A 20,579-nucleotide genomic window follows, 5' to 3' on the forward strand; every position below is an offset into this window, starting at 1 on the left:
GCGGGTGAATATCAGCAGCGCGGAGTTCAACGGCGTCGGAGCCGAGGGCGACACCGAGATCGGCACGGTGACCTGGCGAAAGTCCTCTACCAGGCCACCCGTGACGACAGTGGATGATTCGCCTCCGCATGGGGCCGACCCGGGGTTTGCGGGGGTTCGGTGGATTCAGGGTGCCCTGTACGAGAGGGCGGCGGCGGTGTAGAAGTGGAAGGGTCGTGCCCATCCCATCGAGCAGCGGTGCCGCACGCGCAGCGCGCTGACGTGCGCCGCGTTCCCGGCCCGCAAACGAAGGTCGTGAGTTGATGACCGACAGCGTCGAGGAAACATTCGCCGAGGTGCGGTTGGCCGCGGGCGGGCTGTTCGTGCGTGGCGAGGAAGTGTTGCTCGTGCACACCACCTACGGCGGCGGATGGGAGATTCCCGGCGGCTATGTCGAGTCCGGCGAATCGCCCGTCGCCGCCTGTCGCCGCGCGATTCGTGCACAACTCGGCATCGACCGTCCACCCCAGCGACTGCTGGTACACGACTGGGCGCCCAACGCCGAAGACGGCGACAAAATCCTCTACATATTCGACTGCGGAGCCCTCGGCAACGAGAACCGGCTCGAGCTACAGCCGAGCGAGCTCGACCGCTGGCAGTGGGTCCGTGTCGACACCCTCGACGACTTCGTGATCCCGCGCCTGGCCCACAGACTCTGGCACGCATTCCGCGCCCGCCTCGAGGACCACCCCCTCTACCTCGAACACGGCCGAACCGTGCTGGTGCACCCGAGCACCGACATCGCCGTGCCCTCTTGGCTCGACCGCCAGGCGGACCGCGACCTCCACCTCGGCTGACCCGCGCCACTCAAACAGATTGCAGGGCTTCCTGTTCGGTAATGCGAAGGTCGTAAGCATTACGGGCCGAGGCGATTTCGTTCTGGTGGCCTTCGGTCCAGACGACAAGAGCCTTGATGGTGGTGTGCAGGCTCGCGCCGAGCGGCGTCAGGGCGTAGTCGACTCGCGGTGGGACCGTTGGGTAGACGGTCCGCTCGACCAGTCCGTCGCGTTCCAGATTTCGCAGGGTGCGAGTGAGCATGCGCTGACTCACGCCGTCGATCTTGCGCTTCAACTCGGTGAAACGCAGGCTGCTCTGGTCGAGCAGCGCGATGACCAGTAGCGACCATTTGTCGGCGACGCGGTCCAGGATCTGCCTGACCTCGCAGTCGACGCGGGTATCCCACTGTAAAACGTCGTAGTCATCGTCGGTATCCCCGCAGTAACCGGGTGACTTCAATGTGCCGTCTTCCATGGTTACCGATTCTGCCGGAGACTCGTGATCGGTATCAAGAGGGAACCGACCTCACTATCGGTAACTGTGCATGGTCGCAGCGAAAGCGGAGGTACGTCTGTGTCTGTTGGGAGTCGTTCGATGTTGGAATCGAGACCCGCCGAGGTCTTCACCGAGATGTCCGGCCGCGCCTGGGCGGTGCTCGCGGTGCTGTGCGGCGCGATCTTCCTGGAGGGCATCGACGTGGCGATGCTCAATGTGGCGTTGCCGTCGATCAGGTCTGATCTCGGCCTGTCCACCGGGATGCTGAGCGGCGTCGTCTCCGCGTACGTCCTCGGTTACGGCGGGTTCATGTTGCTCGGCGGCCGCGCCGCCGACCTGCTCGGACGCCGACGTATGTTCCTGCTCTGGCTGACGGTGTTCCTGCTGTTCTCCGGCCTCGGCGGCTTTGCGACCGAGGGGTGGATGCTGCTGACGGCGCGGTTCGTGACCGGAGTGGCCGCCGCGTTCATGGCACCTGCCGGACTGTCGCTGATCACCACCAATTTCGCCGAGGGCCGGGCGCGGAACAAGGCGCTGCTGGTGTACGCCGGAATCGCGGCGGGCGGGTTCTCGCTCGGCATGGTCGTCGGCGGGCTGCTCACCGCGCTCGGCTGGCGCTGGGTGTTCTTCGCTCCCGTCGTCGTTTCCGCGCTGATCTTGGCGGCGGCGATCCCATTGGTGCGGGATTCGGGTGTGCCGCAACGTGTTCGGGGTGGGTTCGATCTGCTCGGCGCGTTCAGTATTACCGGGTCGATGCTGTTGCTCGTCTACGGTGTGGTCCGACTCGAGCATCCGAGTGACGGCCGTGCGCTGACCGTCCTGGTGTTCGCGGCGGGCCTGTTGTTGCTCGCACTGTTCGTGGCCGACGAACGTCGCACCGCGAACCCGCTGGTTCGGCTCGGCATCCTGCGCTCGGGAGCGCTGGTGCGCACCAATATCGTCGCGCTGCTGTTCGTCGGCTCCTTCGCGGGCTTCCAGTTCCTCGCCACGCTGTACTTCCAGGAACTGCGCGGCTGGTCGACGGTACAGACCGGCCTCGCGATGGCGGTCATCGGCGTCGACGCGATACTCGCGCCGATACTGACGCCACGACTGGTCGACCGATTCGGCAACGCCCGAGTGGTTTTCGGTGGAGTGGTGCTCGCCGCGATCGCCTACGCCTTGTTCCTGCCGACCGACCTCGACCGGGCCTATGCGGCAATGTTCCCGGCAATGCTGCTGCTCGGTGTGGCTTTCGCCCTCGTCTACGGTCCGCTCACCATCGCGGGCACCGACGGCATCGCGGAGGAGGACCAAGGGCTGGCAAGTGGATTGCTGTACACCGCATTCCAGTTCGGCTTCGCACTCGGCATCTCGGCAGTGACCGCAGTGAACGTCGCGGCTGTCGCCGCGGGTGCGTCCGGAATGGAGGCCGTGCGAACGGCATTGATCGTGCCGGTGGTCGCCGCAGCTGTCGCGGGGCTGGTCGCGGCCTTCGGCCTACGCCGTACTGCCGCTGTCGCCGGTACCGCCGCCGCCGCAGCCGATTCCGCATCGGACACCGCACCCACCACACTCGCACAGGTCTGACAGGAGCATCGAAATGACAACCACAGTGCGATCTTTCAACGACATCCGCGCAGAGTTCGACGCCTACATCGGCGACATCGTCTACTCCACCATGGTCACCGTCGACAGCAAGGGCCGTCCCCGATCCAGGGTTCTGATCCCGGTGTGGGAGCTCGTCGACGACAACCCGGTCGGCTGGCTGGCCACCTACCGGACCCCCGTCAAGGAGGCGCACCTGGCCGCCAACCCGCACACGACCTTCTCGTACTGGACCGGGAAACAAAACCAGGTGCACGCGGACGCGCTCGCCGACTGGGTGCCACTCGACGACCTCACGACCAGACAGCACGTCTGGGACCTGTACGAGCAGACCAGCCCGAAAGGCGCGGGTTACCCACTCGGCAACTTCTGGAAAGGCATAGACGACCCGAAGCTGCACATCCTGCGCCTGTCGCCATGGCGTATCCAGGTGATCCGGGGCCGGGACATCCGCAGCAAGATGTGGAAGTCCGCAGTCGAAAACTGATGAGCGGCAAGCGGCAAGGGTCGTCGGTCACGAACCCGTTCCCATACCCCAACTGGGATGCTGCGCAGTTTGTTTCGGATCGGTGAGACGGTGCGGGTTGCCGCCGTCGCTGTTCATCACCCAGACCTCGGGTCCGGCTTCGGACGCTGGATCGCGGGTGGAACGGGTGAAGAGGATCTGGGTACCGTCCGAGGAGAACGACGGGTCTCCCGTGGAGTCGTCGGTGAGCGGTCGGACGTGGTCACCATGTACGTCCATCGCGTAGATCTCCGACCGGTTCTTTCCACCCCGGTTGCTGGTGAACACGATCCCGGCCCCGTCCGGGGTGAAGACCGGCTCGGAATTGAAATACGGATCCGCCAGCAGCTGCCGTGCGGCGGTTCCGTCGGATTCCATCACCCAGATAGCGGCACTTCTGGTGAACGTGATCTTCGTACCGTCCGGCGAGAACGCGGGATTCTGCGAGGACGCCGCGGCAGGGGCAGCGCCGCCGAAATTATCTGGGGTAGCGGTGAGTTGCTTCAGCTCGCCGCCGTCGGCGTTCATCACGAAGATGATGCCGCCGCGAGCGAAGACGATTCGGGTGCCGTCGGGGGAGAACCGGGGGTTGTAGCCGCCGTCGGTGAGTTTCGCGAGATTGCCGCCGTCCGGATCCATGGTCGAGATCGAACGACCACCGACCACGATCCTCGAGCCATCGGGAGCAAAGCTCGGATCACTGCCGTCGCCGATCCGCGTGACCCCGGTGCCGTCGGGATTCATCACGAAGATCGACTGCCAGTCATCGGTGAACGCGATCTTCGCCGGACGCGGTGACCGCTCGGGAGACGACTGGTCAGGATCCGAATCACAGCTGACGATCAGCCCCGACAACACAACGGTGACGGCGGCGGCCAGCAGTACCCGGCCTTTTGTCTCGAACATGGTTTCCAACCTATCGGCCGGGTCGCAGCCGTCTGCATACAAACTGGCCGACTTGCTAGATCACCAGGCAAGAGCTTCCGGCGTTGATTCCGGTGCCGACCGTAAGGTCGATCGTTTTGGCATCGTCGTTTTGCGTGACCAGGATGGTGTGCGTCCCGGGCGTCGCCGGAACCCATGTGGCCGTGTGCGTCTTCGGACTCGGACTGCCCTCCGACGCGGCGAACCAGACGCCGTTGTCATAGAAACTCATGCCCGCACCGGTGTTGCCGGTCGCGACCACCTGATAGGCGCAGCCGGTCCCGAACCCATTGCTGAGCCCACCTCCCTGGATCACGACTCGAGCCCCGATCTCGGCCGACGCCTGCGGCGCGCTCGAGATCAAACCGGCGGCGGCCAACGCGATCGTGACCGCAGCGCAGTTCCGAAAACTTCTCATCGTTTACCGACTCCTCAGATTGAGCAGGCCAATTCCAGCCATGCTGCTAGACAACAATTTCCACATACCATGGTGCATCTCGTTCGCCTGGGAAATGATCGAGAAATGATGTGCGCGCGTTACCGCTCGCGCGCAGCCTGGGGACATCGGGAGGCTCGCTGCCAATTCAGGCGGGTACACGCTCATAGCCGCCCATCCTGCGTTCGGCCTCCGTCCGGACGGCGAAAGGTGGCTCAGATCAGCACACCCGGGTTGAGGATGCCTGCCGGATCCAGTGCGGACTTGGCGGCTCGAAGGGCGTGCGCGAACGGGTCGGGACGTTGACTGTCGTACCAGGGCCGGTGGTCTCGGCCGACCGCGTGGTGATGGGTAATGGTGCCGCCCGCAGCCGAGAGTGCTTCGGAGACTGCGGCTTTGATGTCGTCCCACTGGGCGAGGGTGCTGCCCCAGCGGCCCGCGGCGTAGATGCCGAAATACGGTGCGGGACCGTCCGGGTACACATGGGTGAAGCGGCAGGTCACCACGCCGGTCGCGCCGACAGATCGGATGGCTTCGTTGGCGGCCTCGGTCACGGTCGTCTTCAGATTGTCGAATTTGTCCCAGGTGCAGGCGGTCTCGAAGGTCTCGGTGATCATCGACTGGGCGGCAAGCGCGTCGCGCTGGTAGGGCATCCGCAGGAACGACGAGCGCCAGGTGTCCGCCGCCCCCGTACCCGGCCGATGCTGTGCCGACTCGGTGTAGCTCGGTGGTTCGGGCAGGGTGCCGCCGTGGTCGGCGACCAGTTCCAGCGCGCGTTCCATCCAGGGCCGGGTGGGGTGATCGGCGGACTCGAAGCCGAGTACCAGCACCCCGCCGCTGGTCGCCGCGCCCGCGTTGAGGAACGCCTCGGCGGGGTCGAGTAATCGGCAGTTGGTGGGATAGAGCCCGGACTGGGCGATGGCGCGGGTCGCGACAACAGCGGCGGCATAGTCGTCGAAATGCACGGAAGCCGTTGCGCGCCAACGCGGCCGGTCCTGTAGCCGCATCCAGGCTTCGGTGATGATGCCGAGAGTGCCCTCCGACCCGAGGAACATCCGATCCGGGGAAGGGCCTGCACCGGAGCCGGGTAGCCGCCGCGACTCGCTGATACCCGACGGCGTCACCACCCGCATCGACTCGACCATGTCATCGATATGGGTGTACAGAGTCGCGAAATGCCCACCGGCCCTGGTGGCCAGCCAGCCGCCGAGCGTCGAGAACTCGAAGGACTGCGGAAAGTGTCGAAGACTCAGGTCCGCACCACGCAGTTGATCCTCCAGCGCGGGCCCGAACACCCCGGCCTGGATTCGCGCGGCACGGCTGGTGCGGTCGATCTCCAGGACCTGGTCCAGCGCACCGAGGTCGAGGCTGATCGCACCGGCGAAGTCGCCGCTTCGGCTCGCGGCCGCCCTCGGCTCTACACCGCCCACCACGGAAGTGCCACCGCCGAAGGGGATTACCGCAACGTTCGCCCGCGAGGCCCAGTCGAGCACATCGACGATATCGGCCTCATTGCGTGGCCGAACCACCAGATCGGGCGGATTCAACACCTGGCCCAACAGATTGCGCACCACATCACGAAACGCCTGCCCGTGCGCATGCGCCGCGCGGTCGGTCGGGTCCGTCGAGACGAGCCCGGCGAGCGAATCGGGCATCGCGACTCGAGGTTCGGGCAGCCCGAGCGATTCGACCGACGGTGGTTCGTGCACGGTCAGGTCGGTGCCGGGCAAGATCGCCGCGACTCGTTTCGTCAGCGCCTCCCGCTCTACGCCGGTGACCGCATCCTCGGTATAGCCCCAGCCCCACCACGATCGCTGTTTCACGGATACCCGCACTCCTCTCGGCGACCGAAAGCTACCACGCGGTCGATTCCCAGCGGCGGTGGATTCGGTGGCCCTTTTTCCAGGCGACAGAGGCGCAGCAGAAGGTCCTGACCCTCGTCTACACACTGTGAGCGCAGCACCAGCAGCCTGCGAATCGTCTCCGACGAATACTCGGGTGGGGTGGTCGTCCGGCCGCATCAGCAGCGGATGTCGATCCGCTGGGACGTCGGCGAGCACCCGCGTCGGTGACTTGCGCCGTCGCGAATCCGACTCCGATGCCGTAGACGAACAGCGCGAGGGCGATTGACCACCGCTGCTGTGGTGATCGGCAGTTTCTGTGATGTGCGCTATCGCGCAGGTTCAACCGGTTGCAGGCTTACCGTCGAATGCCGTCGTCGAACACCGATATTGGACGAACTCTTGCAGGCCGCCGCCGAATTCGCTGTCGGGCGTGAGGTATTCGCCCGGGTGGTGGAAGCTGTTCATCCGGCGTGTCCGGTGAGGGTCGACATGGGCCGGTGGGATCCACTGGGTTCGACCGGCTTTCGGGTGTCCCGGTGGTGCGGCGGCCGTGGTCCAATCGGAGCCTCGGGTGCCTGCCATGCGGTGGTGGGGTTCGCAGACGAAGGTCAGCTGGTCGGCGTCGGTGGTGCCGCCGTCGGCCCATTCATTGCGATGATGCGTTTGGCAGAGATAGCCGGGTTTCGCGCAGCCCGGATAGGTGCAGCCGATATCCTTGGCGTGCAAGATGATTCGCTGATCGGCGGTCGCGATCCGCTTGGCGCGACCGAGATAGATCGGGCGGCCGTCTGCGTTGTCGAACAGTGCCAGGTAGTGGTGGGCGTGGGCCGCCATCCGCAGAGCGTCACGGATGGGCAGCAGGCTTCCGCCGCCGGTGACCACGGGACGCCCGAAGGTGACACGCTCGCCGTAGGGGTCGGCAGCCCGGGTGGCCTGTGCGGCAGCCGCTTCCAGCTCCGCCAATCCCATCGACACGACCACCGTCACCGGCAACCCGCGATGCTGCCCGAGATCCCCAGATGCGAGGGTGGCGCGCAGTACGGCTTTGACCGCGTCGTGCTGGCGTTGACCAGCGCTGCGGCTATCGCGTCGCACCGCGTCGGGATCGGGTTCGTCGTCCACCTGTGGGTTGGCGTCCTCGGGGTTGCAGGCTCCGGGTTTGGCGTACTTCGCGCAGATCGCTTCCAAGTAGGCGCGCAATTCCGGATCGGCGATCACCGTGCATTTACTCATCAGATCCGGCCCTTGACGGCCCATGGTGAAACCACGGCGACGCTGGCGGTCGGCGTCGGTGAAGTTGCCGTCGGGATTGAGGATCGCATCCACTCGGTCCGCGACCTGACGCAGCTTGTCCGGGCGCATCATCCGTGCGTGCTGCGCGAGTTCGACCTCGGCGCGGGTGCGGGTCGCGAAATCCACACAGGCGGGGATGTGGTGAAAGAACTCCCGCAGGATCTGCACATGCGCGGGCCCGATCGCGCCATCGCGTTGCGCGGCGGCGGTCGCGGCCATCACGGGCTCGATCGCGGTCCCGCTCGTCGACGTGCGAGGCGCCAGATCGTCGGCGGCGCGATAGCGAGCGCGTGCCTCGGCCGGGCTGATGCGCAATGTGTCGGCCAAGACATCGCTCACCCCCGCACGCCCGAAATCCTCGACACTCCACTGCTCGCGCAGCTGCGCCACCAACCCCAGCCCCAACCCGGGCAGCGTGCGCGCCACGGCCTCCAAGCGCGTGAGCGCAGTCAACCGATCCCGGCTCGACAACGCATCGGTACGCACCTTCGATACCTGAACCAAACCTGCTTCCAGCGCGCATAGCGCGGCCTCAACCGACGGATCGGCGATGGCGGAGGAATTCGAAAGCATGTTCGAATTCTACTCCGAAAACACATCCTGGACAGCCCTTTTCACATTCGATGACGGTTGGCCCAATCGGCCACATTCGGGTTGTGTCAGTCGCCGACCAGTCCGCCGCGGTGGTTGTCCTATGTGTCGTAGCCTGCCAACCATGCCGTTTCCGGCGACTGATGATCGCCGCGCGGAAGTGGGCAGCCGAAACCCATCGGTGTCAGTGAAGCCCTGTCTCGTATCCGACCTGCCCTGAGCCGGGCGTGCTCCGGGCTCGGCGATCGGGCGGCCTCGGGCGATAGGGTCCGTTATGGTGGCAGCGGTGGGGTGATTCGATCCTGCCCGACCGGCGTCGGTAGGCAAGGAGTCCCAGCTGTGTCCATCCCGACCCCGCCCGACCCGTACAGCGGGCACCCCCAGCCTGCCCCGTATGCGCAGCAGCCCCAAGGCAACCCAGCGATGGGCTTCCCCAACCCCTACGCTCCGGCTCCTGGTTACCCGCCACCCAACCCGTACTCCCCGGGGCCCGTTTACGGACAGCCGCACTCTGCGGGTTCGGGTATGGATCGGGTGGCCGGGATACTGATACTGATCGCCGCCATCATCACCGGCGGGTGGCGGTTGCTGTCCTACTCATATGGATTCCACTGGAGCGACGTCCCGTTCGGACTCATGATCGTTCTCGCGATCACCTCGGCGATTGTCGTGCTCACCGGAGCGGGCGCCCGAACCCCCGCCTTCCGCGCCCTCGCCGCCGCCAGCGCGGGCATGCTGCTGATGACCACCTTCTCCGACCTCGCGACCCGATTGGAATTGTCGTTCCTCTTCGAGGACCAAGGTTGGCTGGTCATCCCCGCATCCATCGCCGCGCTTGCCGGCACGATCACAGCGGTGCTCGCGGCAAACGGAACTCGATCTCAGGCGGAACCGACTCAGTTCCCCACCCAGTGGCAGCCCCCGCCACCCGCAAACCCCTACCAGCCCCAGAACCCCTGGAACCCGCAGTAGGCGATCCAGTGGATATTCCACCCCCACCCTCCGCACAGGAAAGCCGCCCCGATTGCCCGCGTGAACCCGAGTGGGCCGAGGCGGTTTCTCCGCGTTCCTGGATGCACTGGTGACGGCGTCAAACATGGTTTTACCTGCGGTGATGCCGTCGGCTGAGCACCTCTGTTCGATTGGCAGCCCCATTCCTCGGTCTTACGATTAGACCTGCGGCGCCGATCGACGTCGCGTTGGGCTCGTGTCCGGCGCGAATCGGGCAGGAGCAGCACACCTAAGGAGATCACCATGCTCGGCGAGCAGATAGGGGAACTGAACGGCCAGCAAATAGGCACACGCGTTCTCGATGATCTCGGTCGTGGTCCACGGACCGAAATGACCGATCATCAAGTCGGCACACTCTGCGGAGTCCAGGCCGAGGCAACAGTGACCTACCTCGGCACCATGCGCCCCAATGGCACGATATCCGGTGTCGGAACCGGGTTTGTCGTCACGGCGAGCGGACAAACGGCGACGTTCGAGGGCAAAGGCGTCGGTAGATTCACCGGCCCAGGCCAAATCAGTTGGCGCGGGGCACTCTTCTACGAGACCGACTCAGAGGAATTGAGCCGCCTCAACGGGATCGCGACCGTGTTCGAGTACATGGTCATCGATGGAAAGTCGGAAGGCCGGCTGTTCGAGTGGAAGTAGTGCAAGCAAGCATCGAGCTCAGAACGCCGACTGCCACCAACGGAACACGGGGGCGGATAGGAGCCATCGGATGTCCACCGAAGACAACAAGGCCCTCGTGCACCGCTTCGAAGAAGAGGTCTGGAACGGCCGTGATCCTTCGCAAGTCGAGAAGTTCTTCACCGCCGACCACGTCTTCCGTGCCGCCGGGAGCCCGCCACTCGACCGCGAGGGCCATCGCGAGATGATCGCCGAGTTCCAACGCGCGTTCCCGGACGGGCGGACCACGAGCGAGGATCTACTCGCCGAAGGCGACAAGGTCGCACAACGCTGGTCGTATCACGGAACCCACCGCGGAGCGTTCCAAGGCATCATGCCGACCGGCAGGGAAGTGACGCTGACGGGCATCAGCATCTGGCGCTTCGACGGTGACAAGATCGTCGAGAGTTGGCACGAGATAAACACTCTGGGCCTCATGCAGCAGCTCGGCGTCACCCCCGCACCGAGCCAGGACGCAACAACAACTGTCTGAAGCATCAAGCGCGTGTCTCACGTCGATGCACTCGAACTCTGTGCACAACAAAACCTCTGGACAAAGAAGGCCGCCCCGGGCCCGATCGGCCGAGGCGGCTTCTTCTGTAGGGTATCGCCACGGATTTCGTCTGCCCAGCGGCGTGGTCCCTTCCCAGCCAGTCCGGGAAGACAGTCCAGGACGATGAATTTCGACGGCAGGCGTCGTCTCTTCTGAGACGCAACAGATAGGAATGAACTCATGCAGATCCGGGCTCGCCTGTGCATGACCGCCGACGGCTATGTGACGACTCCGGACGGCTGGCCGCCTCAGGTCATCGATCCGGTGCATGGTCCGGGAAGTCACGGCATCGCTGAATTCCTGCGGACCTGTGAGGCCGCTCTGATGGGCCGCACCACCTTCGAACCCGCGCTTACCGCCGATCGCTGGCCCTGGCCGGACCTGAAGGTCTTCGTGCTGAGCTCGCCACGGCCCGAGGGGACCCCCGGCGATGTCACGGTCGACGACGACCCAGTGCGGCTACTGGAGAAGATCCGCGCGGCCAATCGTGGTGGCGATGTCCATCTCATCGGCGGGCCCGGCACGATCGAGACCTATCGCGCCCTCGGTGTTCTCGACAAACTCGAGCTCGTGGTCCTGCCGTTCTTCGTCGGCGGCGGCATGCGGCTGACCGAATCGCTGAATCCACAGACCGGCCTGGAATTCGAAAGTTCGCGCCCCTTGGACGGTGGTGCGGTGGAGATCGTCTATCGAGTGCGGCCGCAGCACTGACGGCGCGGTCTCACGCCGCGCTTCATACATGAAGTCGACATGAATCGACTATGACCTTATGAAGCGCGATCTGAGACCCTGCGTGTGCCACGAGCGTGGCGCGGGGGTTCGTTGTGGGTAGAGCTTCTTGACATGGTGCTGTGCAGGAGATGAAGGTTTTGGCCCTTCGGAGTCGACCTGCGGTGGGAGGCTTCGAACCACCACATGCTGCGTTGGCTGAAGACGGTCGTGGTGAGTGATGTGGAAAAGGCGCTGGGTATGCGTCAGGTGGGGATCGGAAAGACGGTGCGCAGTCCTCATTTTCGGGGATTGCTGTTGACGTGTCGTAACTCGGTAGGTGGCATCGAAACCGGGTCGCAGTAGGAACGTCCGGGATCAGCCTGGCGGGTGCCGCTGATCGGCCAGGCGGTGTCCGGCATGTAGGCGACGAGTCCGGTCTGCGGGTTATACACGGAACGTGGAAAGGCGTATCCCGACAATGCTTTTCGCGTGTCGGCGGATGGTGCGACGAAGCCCGCCGAGCGGCTGAATCGTGAGGCAGTGAATACCGTCGCGGGGCGGACCGGTTCGTAGGTGACCGCCGGTGCCGATATCGTTGAGGCCTATCGCATCTGGCGGGTGGCTCGTCCTGGAGACGAGCGCGGCAATCTGACATACGGTCCTGATGGCGTGACCGTCAATCGCCGGAAAGTTCATCGACTACGTTTCTCAGCCATCCCGAGACCGTCAGCCCGTCGCCGCGCGGATCGTATTGGGCCCCAGCTTCCGTCAGCCACACCTCAGCCATCTGCTGTTCGCTCGCTCCGGAATCGAGTAGAACCCGGATGGCTTCACGAACAGCCGCGACCATCGGGGTAGCTTCGGCGGTCCGAAATTTCCGGATGATGCCCACCGGTGAGTCCGCTTCGAGGTCGTAGTCTTGGTGGAAGTAGCACTGCGCCAGGTATTGGATCTCTGGATTGCCCATAACCGCTCCTGATATAAGGCCTCGATCAAGGATGATCCCAGAGGAATTAGACGCCGCGCCCCCGGCTGTCCGCTTCCCGATGACGAGACCACTCGGGTTCTGGAGCCGGGTGGATGTCGGCGGCGTTCCAGGAGCAGCCGCGCGGCCGACAAGAAGTGCCCCACCTCGGTTTCGGCAGTCGGCCGGTCATCGGGTTGGTCGTCTCCACCAGGAGCCGTGCATCCATGCCCAGTGGGCGAAAAGCCGTGGATACCGGCGCGTGATCCGGCGCCATCTGTAGGAGCCCAGGGCTGAAAATACCCTGGGCTACCGGACACTTTTCGCGTTGGTCAGGCTCGAGGCGGTTGAACTCACCGTCCTGGACGCCTGCGGTGAGGCGTCCTATTCACAAAGGGGTCAAGGCGAACGTCGGACCGGTTGGATTCTTCGAGTTACGCACGCCGACAACGTCTTCTGGAAATACGACCTCGACGCAATCAGCTCGAGAGGCACTGCGGCCGCTCTTTGAACCACTTCGCCTCGGCTGGATCGATATTCACGCTCGAACCTTCTGTTCGAAGCAAGATCCTGCTGGTCGCCGTGATCAGCGCCGTCTGCTGGATGATCGTGGATGTCGAACGATAGCGATCGACGTCCGCCGCTAGGACTGGTTGAACTCGCCGCCGTGGACGCTCGCGGTGAACGCATCCCACTCGGCAGGTGTGAAGAGCAGCGCGGGGCCGGTTGGGTTCTTCGAGTCGCGCACGCCAACCGCGCCTTCGATGAAGGCGACTTCGACGCAATCGGCTTTAGAGGCGCTGCGGCTGCTCTTGAACCATTGAGCGCGGGACAGATCAGCAGTCATGTCTCTAGTAACTCCTTTGCCACCTGTCGAAGCAGGCTCCTGCTTGCTGTCACATCCAGCGAACATTGCTGGAGACTCTCGTACACCCGATCGTACAGTTGCACGTCTAGTATTTTTTCAAGGTAAATGCAGCCGACAAAGGTTTCCAAGTAGACGACCGGCGGCCAGACCGGTTGCCCCTTCCCGTCCTTGTCGAACTCGAGGACAGCGAACTGTCCAACAGCATCTCCGGTCGGTGCTCCAGCCGAAAATGGCAACACCCGAACCGTCACATTGGACTGTTTTCCGATTTCCGCCAGGTGTCGAAGTTGTGCTGCCATGACATCGGCGCTGCCCACGGTGCTGCGTAGAGTCGATTCGTGGAGCACCACGTCGAGGGCGATCGGCTGACGCTTCCTGGTGACGATGGTCTGGCGTTTGGTCCTGAGCTCGATTCGTCGCTCATGCTCGGCGCTGTCCTCCGCCGGGTAGCCCGTTTGCATGAGAGCCCGGGCGTAGTCGGCAGTTTGAAGCAAGCCCGGTATCAGCGACGGCTGGTAGGTGTTCAGCTTCCGCGCTGCGGTTTCGAGCCCGACGTACACGTCGAAGGTGGCGGGTATCAGGTTGCCGTACTCGTGCCACCAACTCTTTTCGGCTCCTTGACGCAGTAGGCCGATCATTGCGGTAGTCATGTCGTCCGACATTTCGAGTACATCGCAAACCGCCTGTAGATCACGGACTTTCAGCCGAGTCGCCTCTCCCTTCTCCAGTCGTTGCAATACCGAGGAACTCAGGTCTGCCAGGTCTGCCAGCTTCTCTTGCGACAGGTTCAGCGCGGTGCGCGCTTCATGCAGGTAGCTGCCGAGCTGCCGCCTTGGCAGGGTCGAACCGGTGTCGGTCAAAGTGTCCTCTCTTGTTGTGGCGCACGCCCGTACTGGGTGAAGGGAGCCACCCTGATCGGGGAACGCTCTGGGATTTCGGGTTGGTTCAATTGGGTTACCCATTTTATGACACTTCGCGCAGGTCGGAGGTGTTTCGCTTGATCAGTGCGTTCGCCAGGACAGGCAGCCGGACAGAGCCAAGCGCACCAATTGATCACCGACGCGACTCGAGGTCTCCGCATGGACCACATAGCTTTTGGGGACACACCCGTGTCCCGTTGCCGGTACTACCGGCAGGTGTGCGAACTACCCGCGATCATCGACCCGCCACAGCTCGGTCGGATCGTAGTCAGAGCGGGGCTGGTGTGGGCGGTAATGATGCCCACGCATCTCGGGCATGCGCTGCGGCTGGAACTTGTACGCCGCCAACAACATATCGGCCCGATCATGTCGCACCCCCGGTCTGGCAGATGGAGCTACCTGGTGCGTCCCGATCTGCCGAATGACGACAGCTTGTTCGCTGAGATGTTTCGGCTCAATGTCTCGATAGTGCGAGTTGGTGGCGTTATCGCACTGCCTTCGCCGACCGATCGGTGCACGCGATTCCGATGCTGGGTTGAGCCGCCGCGCTGCGCTTTTCGCCCTTCGGGGCTGATGGTCGTGGCATCGATCCGCGCAACGGTGCGGGCGGGTGCACGGTGACGCTCGGTGTACCCCTGCCAGGAAAGAATCTGATTCTGGCTGCATGTCGTGGCGACGTGCACGATCACCCGCTCTTGCGTTCGGCCAGGGAGTTGGCGGAACTGCACGAACTACGATTGGGTGCCAGCCGGGAGCGGACCGACGAGATAGATCAGGAACGCGCGGGACTGGTTCGCGCAGTCGACCAGTGGGTCGCCGGGCAACTTCCGCCGTCGCTCGGCGCTGCGCGTGTGCATACCGAAACCGTTGGCGCGGTGGTCGACCGGCTCGGGCAGTTCACCGCGTGTGCCTTCGCGGCGTTGGCGGGTGGGTCGAACTCGGAGCTCGGTGACGCGTGGGAGAGGCTCGCTGAGCTGGCCATTGGTTACGAAGATCTGAAGGATGAGGTGTTGGTGGGGCGTCGTCGTCTTCCCGGAGGTCCGTAATACCCCGATCCGAGGCCCTCGCGCGGTGGGTGCGGCCGCACCCCTCTCTGTCGATGGGCGGCAGCCGAGTTGCGCTTGCACCACCCTTCTCGCGGCCAGTACCTTCAATGGGAGCTGACAGGGGGCGGAGCAGCCGGTCCGGCCCCACCCGACATGGCATGCCACCGACGGTGAGGAACTGATGACAAGCAGGGGGAATGTGCTGCGCGGTCTGGTCCTCGCGGTCGGCGCTGTGCTGGTTTTGGCTGGGTGTGAAGATTCCACCAGTCCGGGCCAGGCTACGACGGGCGCGGTGAGTGCGACGGCTGCTGCGACGAAATCTGCCGACCCTGACGCCGGATTGTGGAATCCGTGTGGCCTGCCGGATTCGGCGGTATCGGCTACTGGGCTTGATCCTGCGAGTAAGACGAAGGATGTCGCGGGGGTGGACTTCGATGGTTGGAAGGTGTGCAGCTGGCGGGCCTCGGCGCGGTGGTACGAGTTCACGACCTACTCGGGGACTCCAACACTCAACGATTTCGAGAAACGGCGTGACTTAGAGGGTTTCACGCCGAGGACTGTCGGCTCACATCAGGCGGTCGAATTCCTCCGTGTCGGTGATACCAAACGGCTGAGCTGCGGCATTGCCATCGAGATGCCGCAAGGAACAGTGTCATTCGAGGTCACAACCCGCCCATCGGTCGGCAAACAGGGTGATCCCTGCGTCGAGGTGCGTCGGCATGCTGAAGATCTAGCCAGATACCTACTCGGTAGCTAGGGGGGACCTATGGAGTTCGGCATCAATCCAGCAGAGTGGGGCAAGGTCCTCGACCTGGCTAACGCTGGCGAGATTTCACTGCACCCAGATGTCGGTAACGGGCTCGATAAGGTATGTGACGACTATCTCGACCGGCTTGACGCAATATTCCAGTTGGCACGCCGCGCGACCCTCATCTCCGGATTCGGGCCGTTCCCATCGAGCAAGGCGCTGGAAGAAAAGTTCAGCTTGAAAGCCACCGGTAGCGACCAGTCGATAGACACTGTCCTTCAACAGCACATAGAGGCTGTCAAACTGGCGAAACAAGCAGTAGCCAAAGCAATCTCGAACTTCACCGAGCTCGACCAAACCCGTGCCGATCAGTTCACCGGAACGGACATCCCGCAGTGACCTCCTACGACGACTACCGCAACCGGATCATCGCCGCGCAGGAGCAGTGGAACCGTGATCGGGAGGCGATCTACACCAGCACGAACAGGTTGTCCGGTGGGTTCGTCGGTGACTTCGATCCGCCGAAAATCCCTGGGCCGGATAACTACGACAGCATGACGCTGGCGCAGATGGTCGAAGCCGTCGACGCGATGCGGCCCAGTGCCGCACGGCAAGCGGGGGAAGCGTGGCTGAGCATCGGGGCGCAGCTCGCTGCCGCGACCACACTGTTCAACCAGCAATTCGCGCGCACCGTCGATGGGGATGGCGGGCATGGTGGATGGACGGGGCAGTCCGGTGCGGCGGCGATCTCCGCGGTGAACAATTACGCCGAGAAGTCTGAAAACCTGCCCAGCGCAACGGCATTGGTGAGCTACAAACTGCTCGAACTGCAAACCGGGCTGGAGCAAACTCAAGCCTTGATGCCGCAGGCAACGCAACGTCCGGACCTCCAGGGCAAGACGCTGCCGCAAGAAGGCGTGATGAAGAGCGGCGATTTCACCGAGGAGGAGGCCACTCAAGAAGCACGTAGGGTGCTGCGCACCGTCTTCGGTCAAGTAGTGAACCAGACCGACCATGGTGTGCCCGTGTTGCCCGCCGCACCGCCCATCGTCGATCCGCCGCAACCGCCCGTCGCACCGTCCGGCGGCAACTCTCCCGGTGTGCAGGAGTCGACGGGTTCCGGTGAAGGAGGAGCGGGCGAAAGCCCCTCTGGCACTGAAGAACCGGGTTCCGACGAGTCGGGCAGTGGCTCCGAAAAGCCGAGTGCAACCGATCCGGCCGCTACGACACCCCAGTCGGTCGACCCGGCCGGCGCTACTCAGCAACTCGGATCGCCTGCGAATACGCCCGGTACCCCCGCGAATACACCCGGCACATCGGCGAACATGCCGAGCGGTACCGGTACTCCGAGCCCGATCACCCCGGGCATTCCGCCACGCGCCACCGGCACACCGAGCGCATCGGGAACACCGAGCGCACCCGGATTGCCGAGCTCGCCCGGAAAGCCAACCAGCCCAGGCACTCCCAATACTCCCGCGCCGGGGCGTAGCGTTCCCGGCGTGCCCCAACAACCCGGCGCTAACCCGCTCGTCGCGTCCTCGGGCGCGGGCACCCAGGCGCGGGGCAGCGCGGGTTCCTCCGGTATGGCTCCGGGCGCGGCAGGCAAGGGCAAGGATGACGAGCGCGAAACCTCCGGCACCAAGGACTACCTGATCAACAAACAGAATGGGGAAGAGGTCACCGGCCTGGATTCGCTGCCGAAATCGGTGCCGCCGGTCATCGGTGGGGACCATGGCTGATTGGCGTTTCACCGGCCAAGAGTTCGAGATTCTCTGGGCCGCCTACGGTCGCGACCGACTGCCCTATCCGCTCCAATTCCGGCCGGCGGAAATGGATTTCAGTGCGCTGAAACGCCAGCGAGAGGCCGCGGTCGACGCGCTGCTCGGCAAGTACGCCGTCGATCTGGAACGAGCACTGGACATTCTGCTGGAACCGGATACCAGGATCGAGTCGAAGGGTTTCGACAATCGAAATCCCTTGACCATCTATCGATTTCACGGTGCGGTACGCGGCAGGGCGGGTGCCACCCTGGTCCAGTTGTCGGGCTCGGCCTTCGACACCGGCGGCGAGGTGATCGTAAGCTACTGTCCCGCAAGGAAAGTCCCCGAACGGGCGGTTGCCGCTCTACCGAAAATGCGTGCCGGAACCCGAGAACCACTAGAGGTGCGGCGCGAAACGCTCGCCGCCGACCGTGACCGACCGGTCCGCGCACCCTACGAAGTCAGCATCACCGAACAACTCGATCGCCATTTCAAACGCCCCCGCCTCGCCATCGGCGAAATCACCGTCTTCTCCGGCCCGGCCGTCGACGCCCGTCAAAGTTTCGGCCGCGGCTTCTGGTGGATGGACTACGAGGACGGCCGCTACTACGTGAAAACCGGCGACCCCATTATCGCCAAACCCCTTGCCGCCCAAGCCATGGCCGCCGAGGTCCACCGCCTCACCACCCTCACCCAGCGTTATTACCGCGAAGACTTGGAACACGATGAATACCTGCGCCAGCGCCGTTAGGTGAGGTCGGATGATCACCGGATGGACGCTTCTCGCACGAATTGCAGTGTTGTGACGCCACTTTCGGTGCAGTAGCAGGCAGGCGCGCGAGCGCATCCTCGAGGACTTCGAGACCTCCGACTTCGCGCCGACGACCCAACGCCCCGCGCGGCATCGTCGCGAACCATGGCGGCAACAGTGGCCTGCCATGAAAGCGCGTACTCGCCGCGCATCGCCGGAGGATCGGCTCTGACTGTGCTGCGTACCCCCGTAGCCCCAGCTCCGATCGCGCGAACTCCCCATACCAAGCCACCTCCCATGGAGTGACCTGGCTCACGTGCTGTCACAACAATCGATACCCCGGTGTCTTGAGGCCAACATCCAGAAATAAAGGAGAACCTCGTGAACCTCGCACTGTGGATCGTCACCGGACTGCTAGCCGTAGTCGCTCTGGCCGGCGGCATCACCAAAACGTTCGTGCCCAAGAAAAAGCTGGCCGAGGCCAACGGCGGGGAATGGACCGCAGACGTCAGCGTCGGTTTCGTCAAGACGCTCGGAGTTCTCGAACTCCTTGCCGCAGTTGGCCTGATCCTGCCTGCCGTGCTCGACATCGCCCCGGTGATGGTGCCGGTGACGGCCGTTTGCTGGATCTTGCTCATGGTCGGTGCGATGACCACCCATTTCCGCCATGGCGAATTCAAGTTGGTGGTGCTGAACCTGGCCTATCTCGCCATGGCCGTCTTCGTGGCCGTGGGGCGATTCGGCCCCGAGTCCTTCTCCTCCTGACCGATGACCACGAAGGTCCCGACGGTGCCCGCACCTGTCGAGTGACCTGGCTCACCCGCTGTCACAACGATCGATGACGCGGTGTCTTAAGACCGACCACCTTGAAACGAAGGAGAACACCATGACTGTGAACACCGAAGTTGTCGTCATCGGCGGCGGATACGCCGGTGTCATGGCGGCCAATCGCCTCACACAGCGCGAGGACGTGACAGTGACCCTGATCAACCCGCGCTCGACCTTCGTCGAGCGGATCCGCCTGCACCAATTGGTCGGCGGGTCCGATGACGCGGTCGTCGACTACCGCGACGTCCTGGCCGAGCGGATCCGGCTGGTGGTCGACACCGTGACACAGATCAACGCGTCCGAGCGCAGCCTGACATTGGCGACAGGCGGCACGGTCGGCTACGACTATCTGGTGTACGCGGTGGGCAGTGGCACCGCCGACCCGCAGGTGCCAGGAGCGGCCGAGTTCGCCTACCCGATCGCCAGCCTGGAAGAGGCGAAGCGGCTGCGGCCGGTCCTCGACGCCGCTCCCGCCACGGCCGTGGTGACTGTTGTCGGAGCCGGACCTGCCGGTATCGAAACCGCCGCCGAACTGGCGGAGCAGGGCCGCACCGTGACCCTGGTTTGTGGCGAGGTCCTCGGCCCGTACCTGCACCCTCGGGGTCGACGCGCGGTTGCCAAGCGGTTGGCCGAACTCGGGGTGACCGTGCTCGATGGCCCCGAGGCGAAGGTGACGGCGGTGACACCAGATACGGTCCAGCTCAGTGGCGGCCACCAGTTGCGCAGCACGGTGACGATATGGACCGCCGGATTCGGCGTGCCCGACCTGGCCGTCCGCAGCGGGCTGCGCACCGACGCCTTGGGCCGCCTGCTCACCGACGAGACGTTGACCAGCGTGGACGACGTGCGCGTTGTCGCGGCAGGTGATTCGGTGGCACCGTCGGACCTGCCGTTCCGGATGGGCTGCCAGGCCGCGGTTCAGCTCGGCCCGCAGGCCGCCGAGACAGTGCTCAGCCGGATCGCGGGTGCGCAGCCCGCGCCCGTCAGCGTGGGGTTCGCCGGGCAGTGCATCAGCCTCGGTCGTCGCGGCGGAGTCTTCCAGTTCTCCGCCAAGAACGACACCGCGAACAAGTTCTACCTCGGCGGCCGTCCGGGCGCGAAGCTCAAGGAGTTCGTGTGCAAGAGCACCGTCTGGCAGCTGGGGTACGAGGCGCGCAAGCCCGGTGTGCGCACGTGGTGGTCCAAGGATGCCAAGCGTCAGCAGCTGCTGGCGGCCAAGCGCGGCGACGCACTGGCCACTGCTGAACAGGCAGTCTGAGCACGCA

Annotated in this window: 24 protein-coding genes; 15 read left to right on the plus strand and 9 right to left on the minus strand. The window is 64.3% G+C overall.

Annotated features, from left to right (window positions below):
- The first annotated feature begins 4 nt into the window (after window positions 1-4).
- Both ACLMAJ_RS08540 and ACLMAJ_RS08545 read left to right on the plus strand, forming a co-directional pair.
- Window positions 5-202, plus strand: coding sequence for a hypothetical protein (locus ACLMAJ_RS08540; RefSeq protein WP_412012985.1), 198 nt, complete (start codon window positions 5-7; stop codon window positions 200-202).
- Window positions 203-302: 100 nt separating this feature from the next.
- Window positions 303-836, plus strand: a complete 534-nt coding sequence (locus ACLMAJ_RS08545) for an NUDIX domain-containing protein (RefSeq protein WP_412012986.1) — start codon at window positions 303-305, stop codon at window positions 834-836.
- Between the two features lie 10 nt (window positions 837-846).
- Here ACLMAJ_RS08545 and ACLMAJ_RS08550 read toward each other — a convergent pair whose 3' ends face one another.
- Entirely contained in the window at window positions 847-1,290 is a 444-nt protein-coding gene (locus ACLMAJ_RS08550) for a winged helix-turn-helix transcriptional regulator (protein ID WP_412012987.1), read from the minus strand.
- 120 nt (window positions 1,291-1,410) lie between these two features.
- Between ACLMAJ_RS08550 and ACLMAJ_RS08555 the strand changes: the two genes are divergently transcribed.
- Both ACLMAJ_RS08555 and ACLMAJ_RS08560 read left to right on the plus strand, forming a co-directional pair.
- Entirely contained in the window at window positions 1,411-2,880 is a 1,470-nt protein-coding gene (locus tag ACLMAJ_RS08555) for an MFS transporter (RefSeq protein ID WP_412012988.1), read from the plus strand.
- 13 nt (window positions 2,881-2,893) lie between these two features.
- A complete protein-coding gene (locus tag ACLMAJ_RS08560) occupies window positions 2,894-3,385 on the plus strand; it encodes a pyridoxamine 5'-phosphate oxidase family protein (protein WP_412012989.1) in 492 nt (163 codons plus the stop codon).
- Window positions 3,386-3,412: 27 nt separating this feature from the next.
- Here ACLMAJ_RS08560 and ACLMAJ_RS08565 read toward each other — a convergent pair whose 3' ends face one another.
- The 4 genes from ACLMAJ_RS08565 to ACLMAJ_RS08580 all read right to left on the minus strand — a co-directional run bounded on the left by ACLMAJ_RS08565 (window position 3,413) and on the right by ACLMAJ_RS08580 (window position 8,473).
- Window positions 3,413-4,309: a TolB family protein gene (locus tag ACLMAJ_RS08565; RefSeq protein WP_412012990.1), complete on the minus strand. Its 897-nt coding sequence runs from the start codon at window positions 4,307-4,309 to the stop codon at window positions 3,413-3,415.
- A 55-nt stretch (window positions 4,310-4,364) separates the two neighbouring features.
- Entirely contained in the window at window positions 4,365-4,745 is a 381-nt protein-coding gene (locus tag ACLMAJ_RS08570; protein ID WP_412012991.1) for a hypothetical protein, read from the minus strand.
- Window positions 4,746-4,978: 233 nt separating this feature from the next.
- A complete protein-coding gene (locus ACLMAJ_RS08575) occupies window positions 4,979-6,586 on the minus strand; it encodes an FAD-binding oxidoreductase (protein WP_412012992.1) in 1,608 nt (535 codons plus the stop codon).
- A 360-nt stretch (window positions 6,587-6,946) separates the two neighbouring features.
- On the minus strand, window positions 6,947-8,473 hold the full coding sequence (locus tag ACLMAJ_RS08580) for an HNH endonuclease signature motif containing protein (RefSeq protein ID WP_412012993.1): 1,527 nt from the start codon (window positions 8,471-8,473) through the stop codon (window positions 6,947-6,949).
- Window positions 8,474-8,830: 357 nt separating this feature from the next.
- Here ACLMAJ_RS08580 and ACLMAJ_RS08585 point away from each other — a divergent pair, with 357 nt between their 5' ends.
- The 4 genes from ACLMAJ_RS08585 to ACLMAJ_RS08600 all read left to right on the plus strand — a co-directional run bounded on the left by ACLMAJ_RS08585 (window position 8,831) and on the right by ACLMAJ_RS08600 (window position 11,429).
- On the plus strand, window positions 8,831-9,463 hold the full coding sequence (locus ACLMAJ_RS08585) for a hypothetical protein (protein ID WP_412012994.1): 633 nt from the start codon (window positions 8,831-8,833) through the stop codon (window positions 9,461-9,463).
- A gap of 369 nt (window positions 9,464-9,832) precedes the next feature.
- Window positions 9,833-10,147, plus strand: a complete 315-nt coding sequence (locus ACLMAJ_RS08590) for a hypothetical protein (protein ID WP_412012995.1) — start codon at window positions 9,833-9,835, stop codon at window positions 10,145-10,147.
- Window positions 10,148-10,217: 70 nt separating this feature from the next.
- Complete coding sequence (locus ACLMAJ_RS08595; protein WP_412012996.1) at window positions 10,218-10,658, plus strand: ester cyclase; 441 nt, start codon at window positions 10,218-10,220, stop codon at window positions 10,656-10,658.
- 240 nt (window positions 10,659-10,898) lie between these two features.
- Complete coding sequence (locus ACLMAJ_RS08600; RefSeq protein ID WP_412012997.1) at window positions 10,899-11,429, plus strand: dihydrofolate reductase family protein; 531 nt, start codon at window positions 10,899-10,901, stop codon at window positions 11,427-11,429.
- A 676-nt stretch (window positions 11,430-12,105) separates the two neighbouring features.
- Here ACLMAJ_RS08600 and ACLMAJ_RS08605 read toward each other — a convergent pair.
- The 4 genes from ACLMAJ_RS08605 to ACLMAJ_RS08620 all read right to left on the minus strand — a co-directional run bounded on the left by ACLMAJ_RS08605 (window position 12,106) and on the right by ACLMAJ_RS08620 (window position 14,121).
- A complete protein-coding gene (locus ACLMAJ_RS08605) occupies window positions 12,106-12,396 on the minus strand; it encodes a contact-dependent growth inhibition system immunity protein (protein WP_412012998.1) in 291 nt (96 codons plus the stop codon).
- A 385-nt stretch (window positions 12,397-12,781) separates the two neighbouring features.
- Window positions 12,782-12,931, minus strand: a complete 150-nt coding sequence (locus ACLMAJ_RS08610) for a DUF397 domain-containing protein (RefSeq protein ID WP_412013264.1) — start codon at window positions 12,929-12,931, stop codon at window positions 12,782-12,784.
- 105 nt (window positions 12,932-13,036) lie between these two features.
- Window positions 13,037-13,240 (minus strand): DUF397 domain-containing protein, encoded by a 204-nt coding sequence (locus tag ACLMAJ_RS08615; RefSeq protein WP_412012999.1) that lies wholly within the window; start codon window positions 13,238-13,240, stop codon window positions 13,037-13,039.
- Complete coding sequence (locus ACLMAJ_RS08620) at window positions 13,237-14,121, minus strand: helix-turn-helix domain-containing protein (protein WP_412013000.1); 885 nt, start codon at window positions 14,119-14,121, stop codon at window positions 13,237-13,239. Before ACLMAJ_RS08620 ends, ACLMAJ_RS08615 begins: the two co-directional genes overlap by 4 nt.
- A 677-nt stretch (window positions 14,122-14,798) precedes the next feature.
- Between ACLMAJ_RS08620 and ACLMAJ_RS08625 the strand changes: the two genes are divergently transcribed.
- From ACLMAJ_RS08625 to ACLMAJ_RS08655, 7 genes are all read left to right on the plus strand, one after another.
- Window positions 14,799-15,227 (plus strand): DUF4254 domain-containing protein, encoded by a 429-nt coding sequence (locus ACLMAJ_RS08625; protein WP_412013001.1) that lies wholly within the window; start codon window positions 14,799-14,801, stop codon window positions 15,225-15,227.
- Window positions 15,228-15,408: 181 nt separating this feature from the next.
- Window positions 15,409-15,984: a DUF3558 domain-containing protein gene (locus ACLMAJ_RS08630; protein WP_412013002.1), complete on the plus strand. Its 576-nt coding sequence runs from the start codon at window positions 15,409-15,411 to the stop codon at window positions 15,982-15,984.
- Window positions 15,985-15,993: 9 nt separating this feature from the next.
- Entirely contained in the window at window positions 15,994-16,374 is a 381-nt protein-coding gene (locus ACLMAJ_RS08635) for a hypothetical protein (protein WP_412013003.1), read from the plus strand.
- Complete coding sequence (locus ACLMAJ_RS08640; protein ID WP_412013004.1) at window positions 16,371-17,714, plus strand: hypothetical protein; 1,344 nt, start codon at window positions 16,371-16,373, stop codon at window positions 17,712-17,714. Before ACLMAJ_RS08635 ends, ACLMAJ_RS08640 begins: the two co-directional genes overlap by 4 nt.
- Complete coding sequence (locus ACLMAJ_RS08645; protein WP_412013005.1) at window positions 17,707-18,486, plus strand: ESX secretion-associated protein EspG; 780 nt, start codon at window positions 17,707-17,709, stop codon at window positions 18,484-18,486. The genes ACLMAJ_RS08640 and ACLMAJ_RS08645 overlap by 8 nt, the downstream gene beginning before the upstream one ends.
- 381 nt (window positions 18,487-18,867) lie before the next feature.
- Window positions 18,868-19,251: a DoxX family protein gene (locus tag ACLMAJ_RS08650; RefSeq protein WP_412013006.1), complete on the plus strand. Its 384-nt coding sequence runs from the start codon at window positions 18,868-18,870 to the stop codon at window positions 19,249-19,251.
- A gap of 121 nt (window positions 19,252-19,372) precedes the next feature.
- A complete protein-coding gene (locus tag ACLMAJ_RS08655) occupies window positions 19,373-20,572 on the plus strand; it encodes an NAD(P)/FAD-dependent oxidoreductase (protein WP_412013007.1) in 1,200 nt (399 codons plus the stop codon).
- The last annotated feature ends 7 nt before the right edge of the window (window positions 20,573-20,579 follow it).

It is taken from the genome of Nocardia arseniciresistens (assembly GCF_046764875.1).
Classification (GTDB): Bacteria; Actinomycetota; Actinomycetes; order Mycobacteriales; family Mycobacteriaceae; genus Nocardia; species Nocardia arseniciresistens.

Coding starts and splice junctions, on each gene's coding strand:
- ACLMAJ_RS08560 (WP_412012989.1), top strand. CDS start 2,894: ATGACAACCACAGTGCGATCTTTCAACGACATCCGCGCAGAGTTCGAC.
- ACLMAJ_RS08550 (WP_412012987.1), bottom strand. CDS start 1,290: ATGGAAGACGGCACATTGAAGTCACCCGGTTACTGCGGGGATACCGAC.
- ACLMAJ_RS08545 (WP_412012986.1), top strand. CDS start 303: ATGACCGACAGCGTCGAGGAAACATTCGCCGAGGTGCGGTTGGCCGCG.
- ACLMAJ_RS08570 (WP_412012991.1), bottom strand. CDS start 4,745: ATGAGAAGTTTTCGGAACTGCGCTGCGGTCACGATCGCGTTGGCCGCC.
- ACLMAJ_RS08565 (WP_412012990.1), bottom strand. CDS start 4,309: ATGTTCGAGACAAAAGGCCGGGTACTGCTGGCCGCCGCCGTCACCGTT.
- ACLMAJ_RS08605 (WP_412012998.1), bottom strand. CDS start 12,396: ATGGGCAATCCAGAGATCCAATACCTGGCGCAGTGCTACTTCCACCAA.
- ACLMAJ_RS08590 (WP_412012995.1), top strand. CDS start 9,833: ATGACCGATCATCAAGTCGGCACACTCTGCGGAGTCCAGGCCGAGGCA.
- ACLMAJ_RS08630 (WP_412013002.1), top strand. CDS start 15,409: ATGACAAGCAGGGGGAATGTGCTGCGCGGTCTGGTCCTCGCGGTCGGC.
- ACLMAJ_RS08645 (WP_412013005.1), top strand. CDS start 17,707: ATGGCTGATTGGCGTTTCACCGGCCAAGAGTTCGAGATTCTCTGGGCC.
- ACLMAJ_RS08615 (WP_412012999.1), bottom strand. CDS start 13,240: ATGACTGCTGATCTGTCCCGCGCTCAATGGTTCAAGAGCAGCCGCAGC.
- ACLMAJ_RS08555 (WP_412012988.1), top strand. CDS start 1,411: ATGTTGGAATCGAGACCCGCCGAGGTCTTCACCGAGATGTCCGGCCGC.
- ACLMAJ_RS08655 (WP_412013007.1), top strand. CDS start 19,373: ATGACTGTGAACACCGAAGTTGTCGTCATCGGCGGCGGATACGCCGGT.
- ACLMAJ_RS08600 (WP_412012997.1), top strand. CDS start 10,899: ATGCAGATCCGGGCTCGCCTGTGCATGACCGCCGACGGCTATGTGACG.
- ACLMAJ_RS08595 (WP_412012996.1), top strand. CDS start 10,218: ATGTCCACCGAAGACAACAAGGCCCTCGTGCACCGCTTCGAAGAAGAG.
- ACLMAJ_RS08580 (WP_412012993.1), bottom strand. CDS start 8,473: ATGCTTTCGAATTCCTCCGCCATCGCCGATCCGTCGGTTGAGGCCGCG.
- ACLMAJ_RS08635 (WP_412013003.1), top strand. CDS start 15,994: ATGGAGTTCGGCATCAATCCAGCAGAGTGGGGCAAGGTCCTCGACCTG.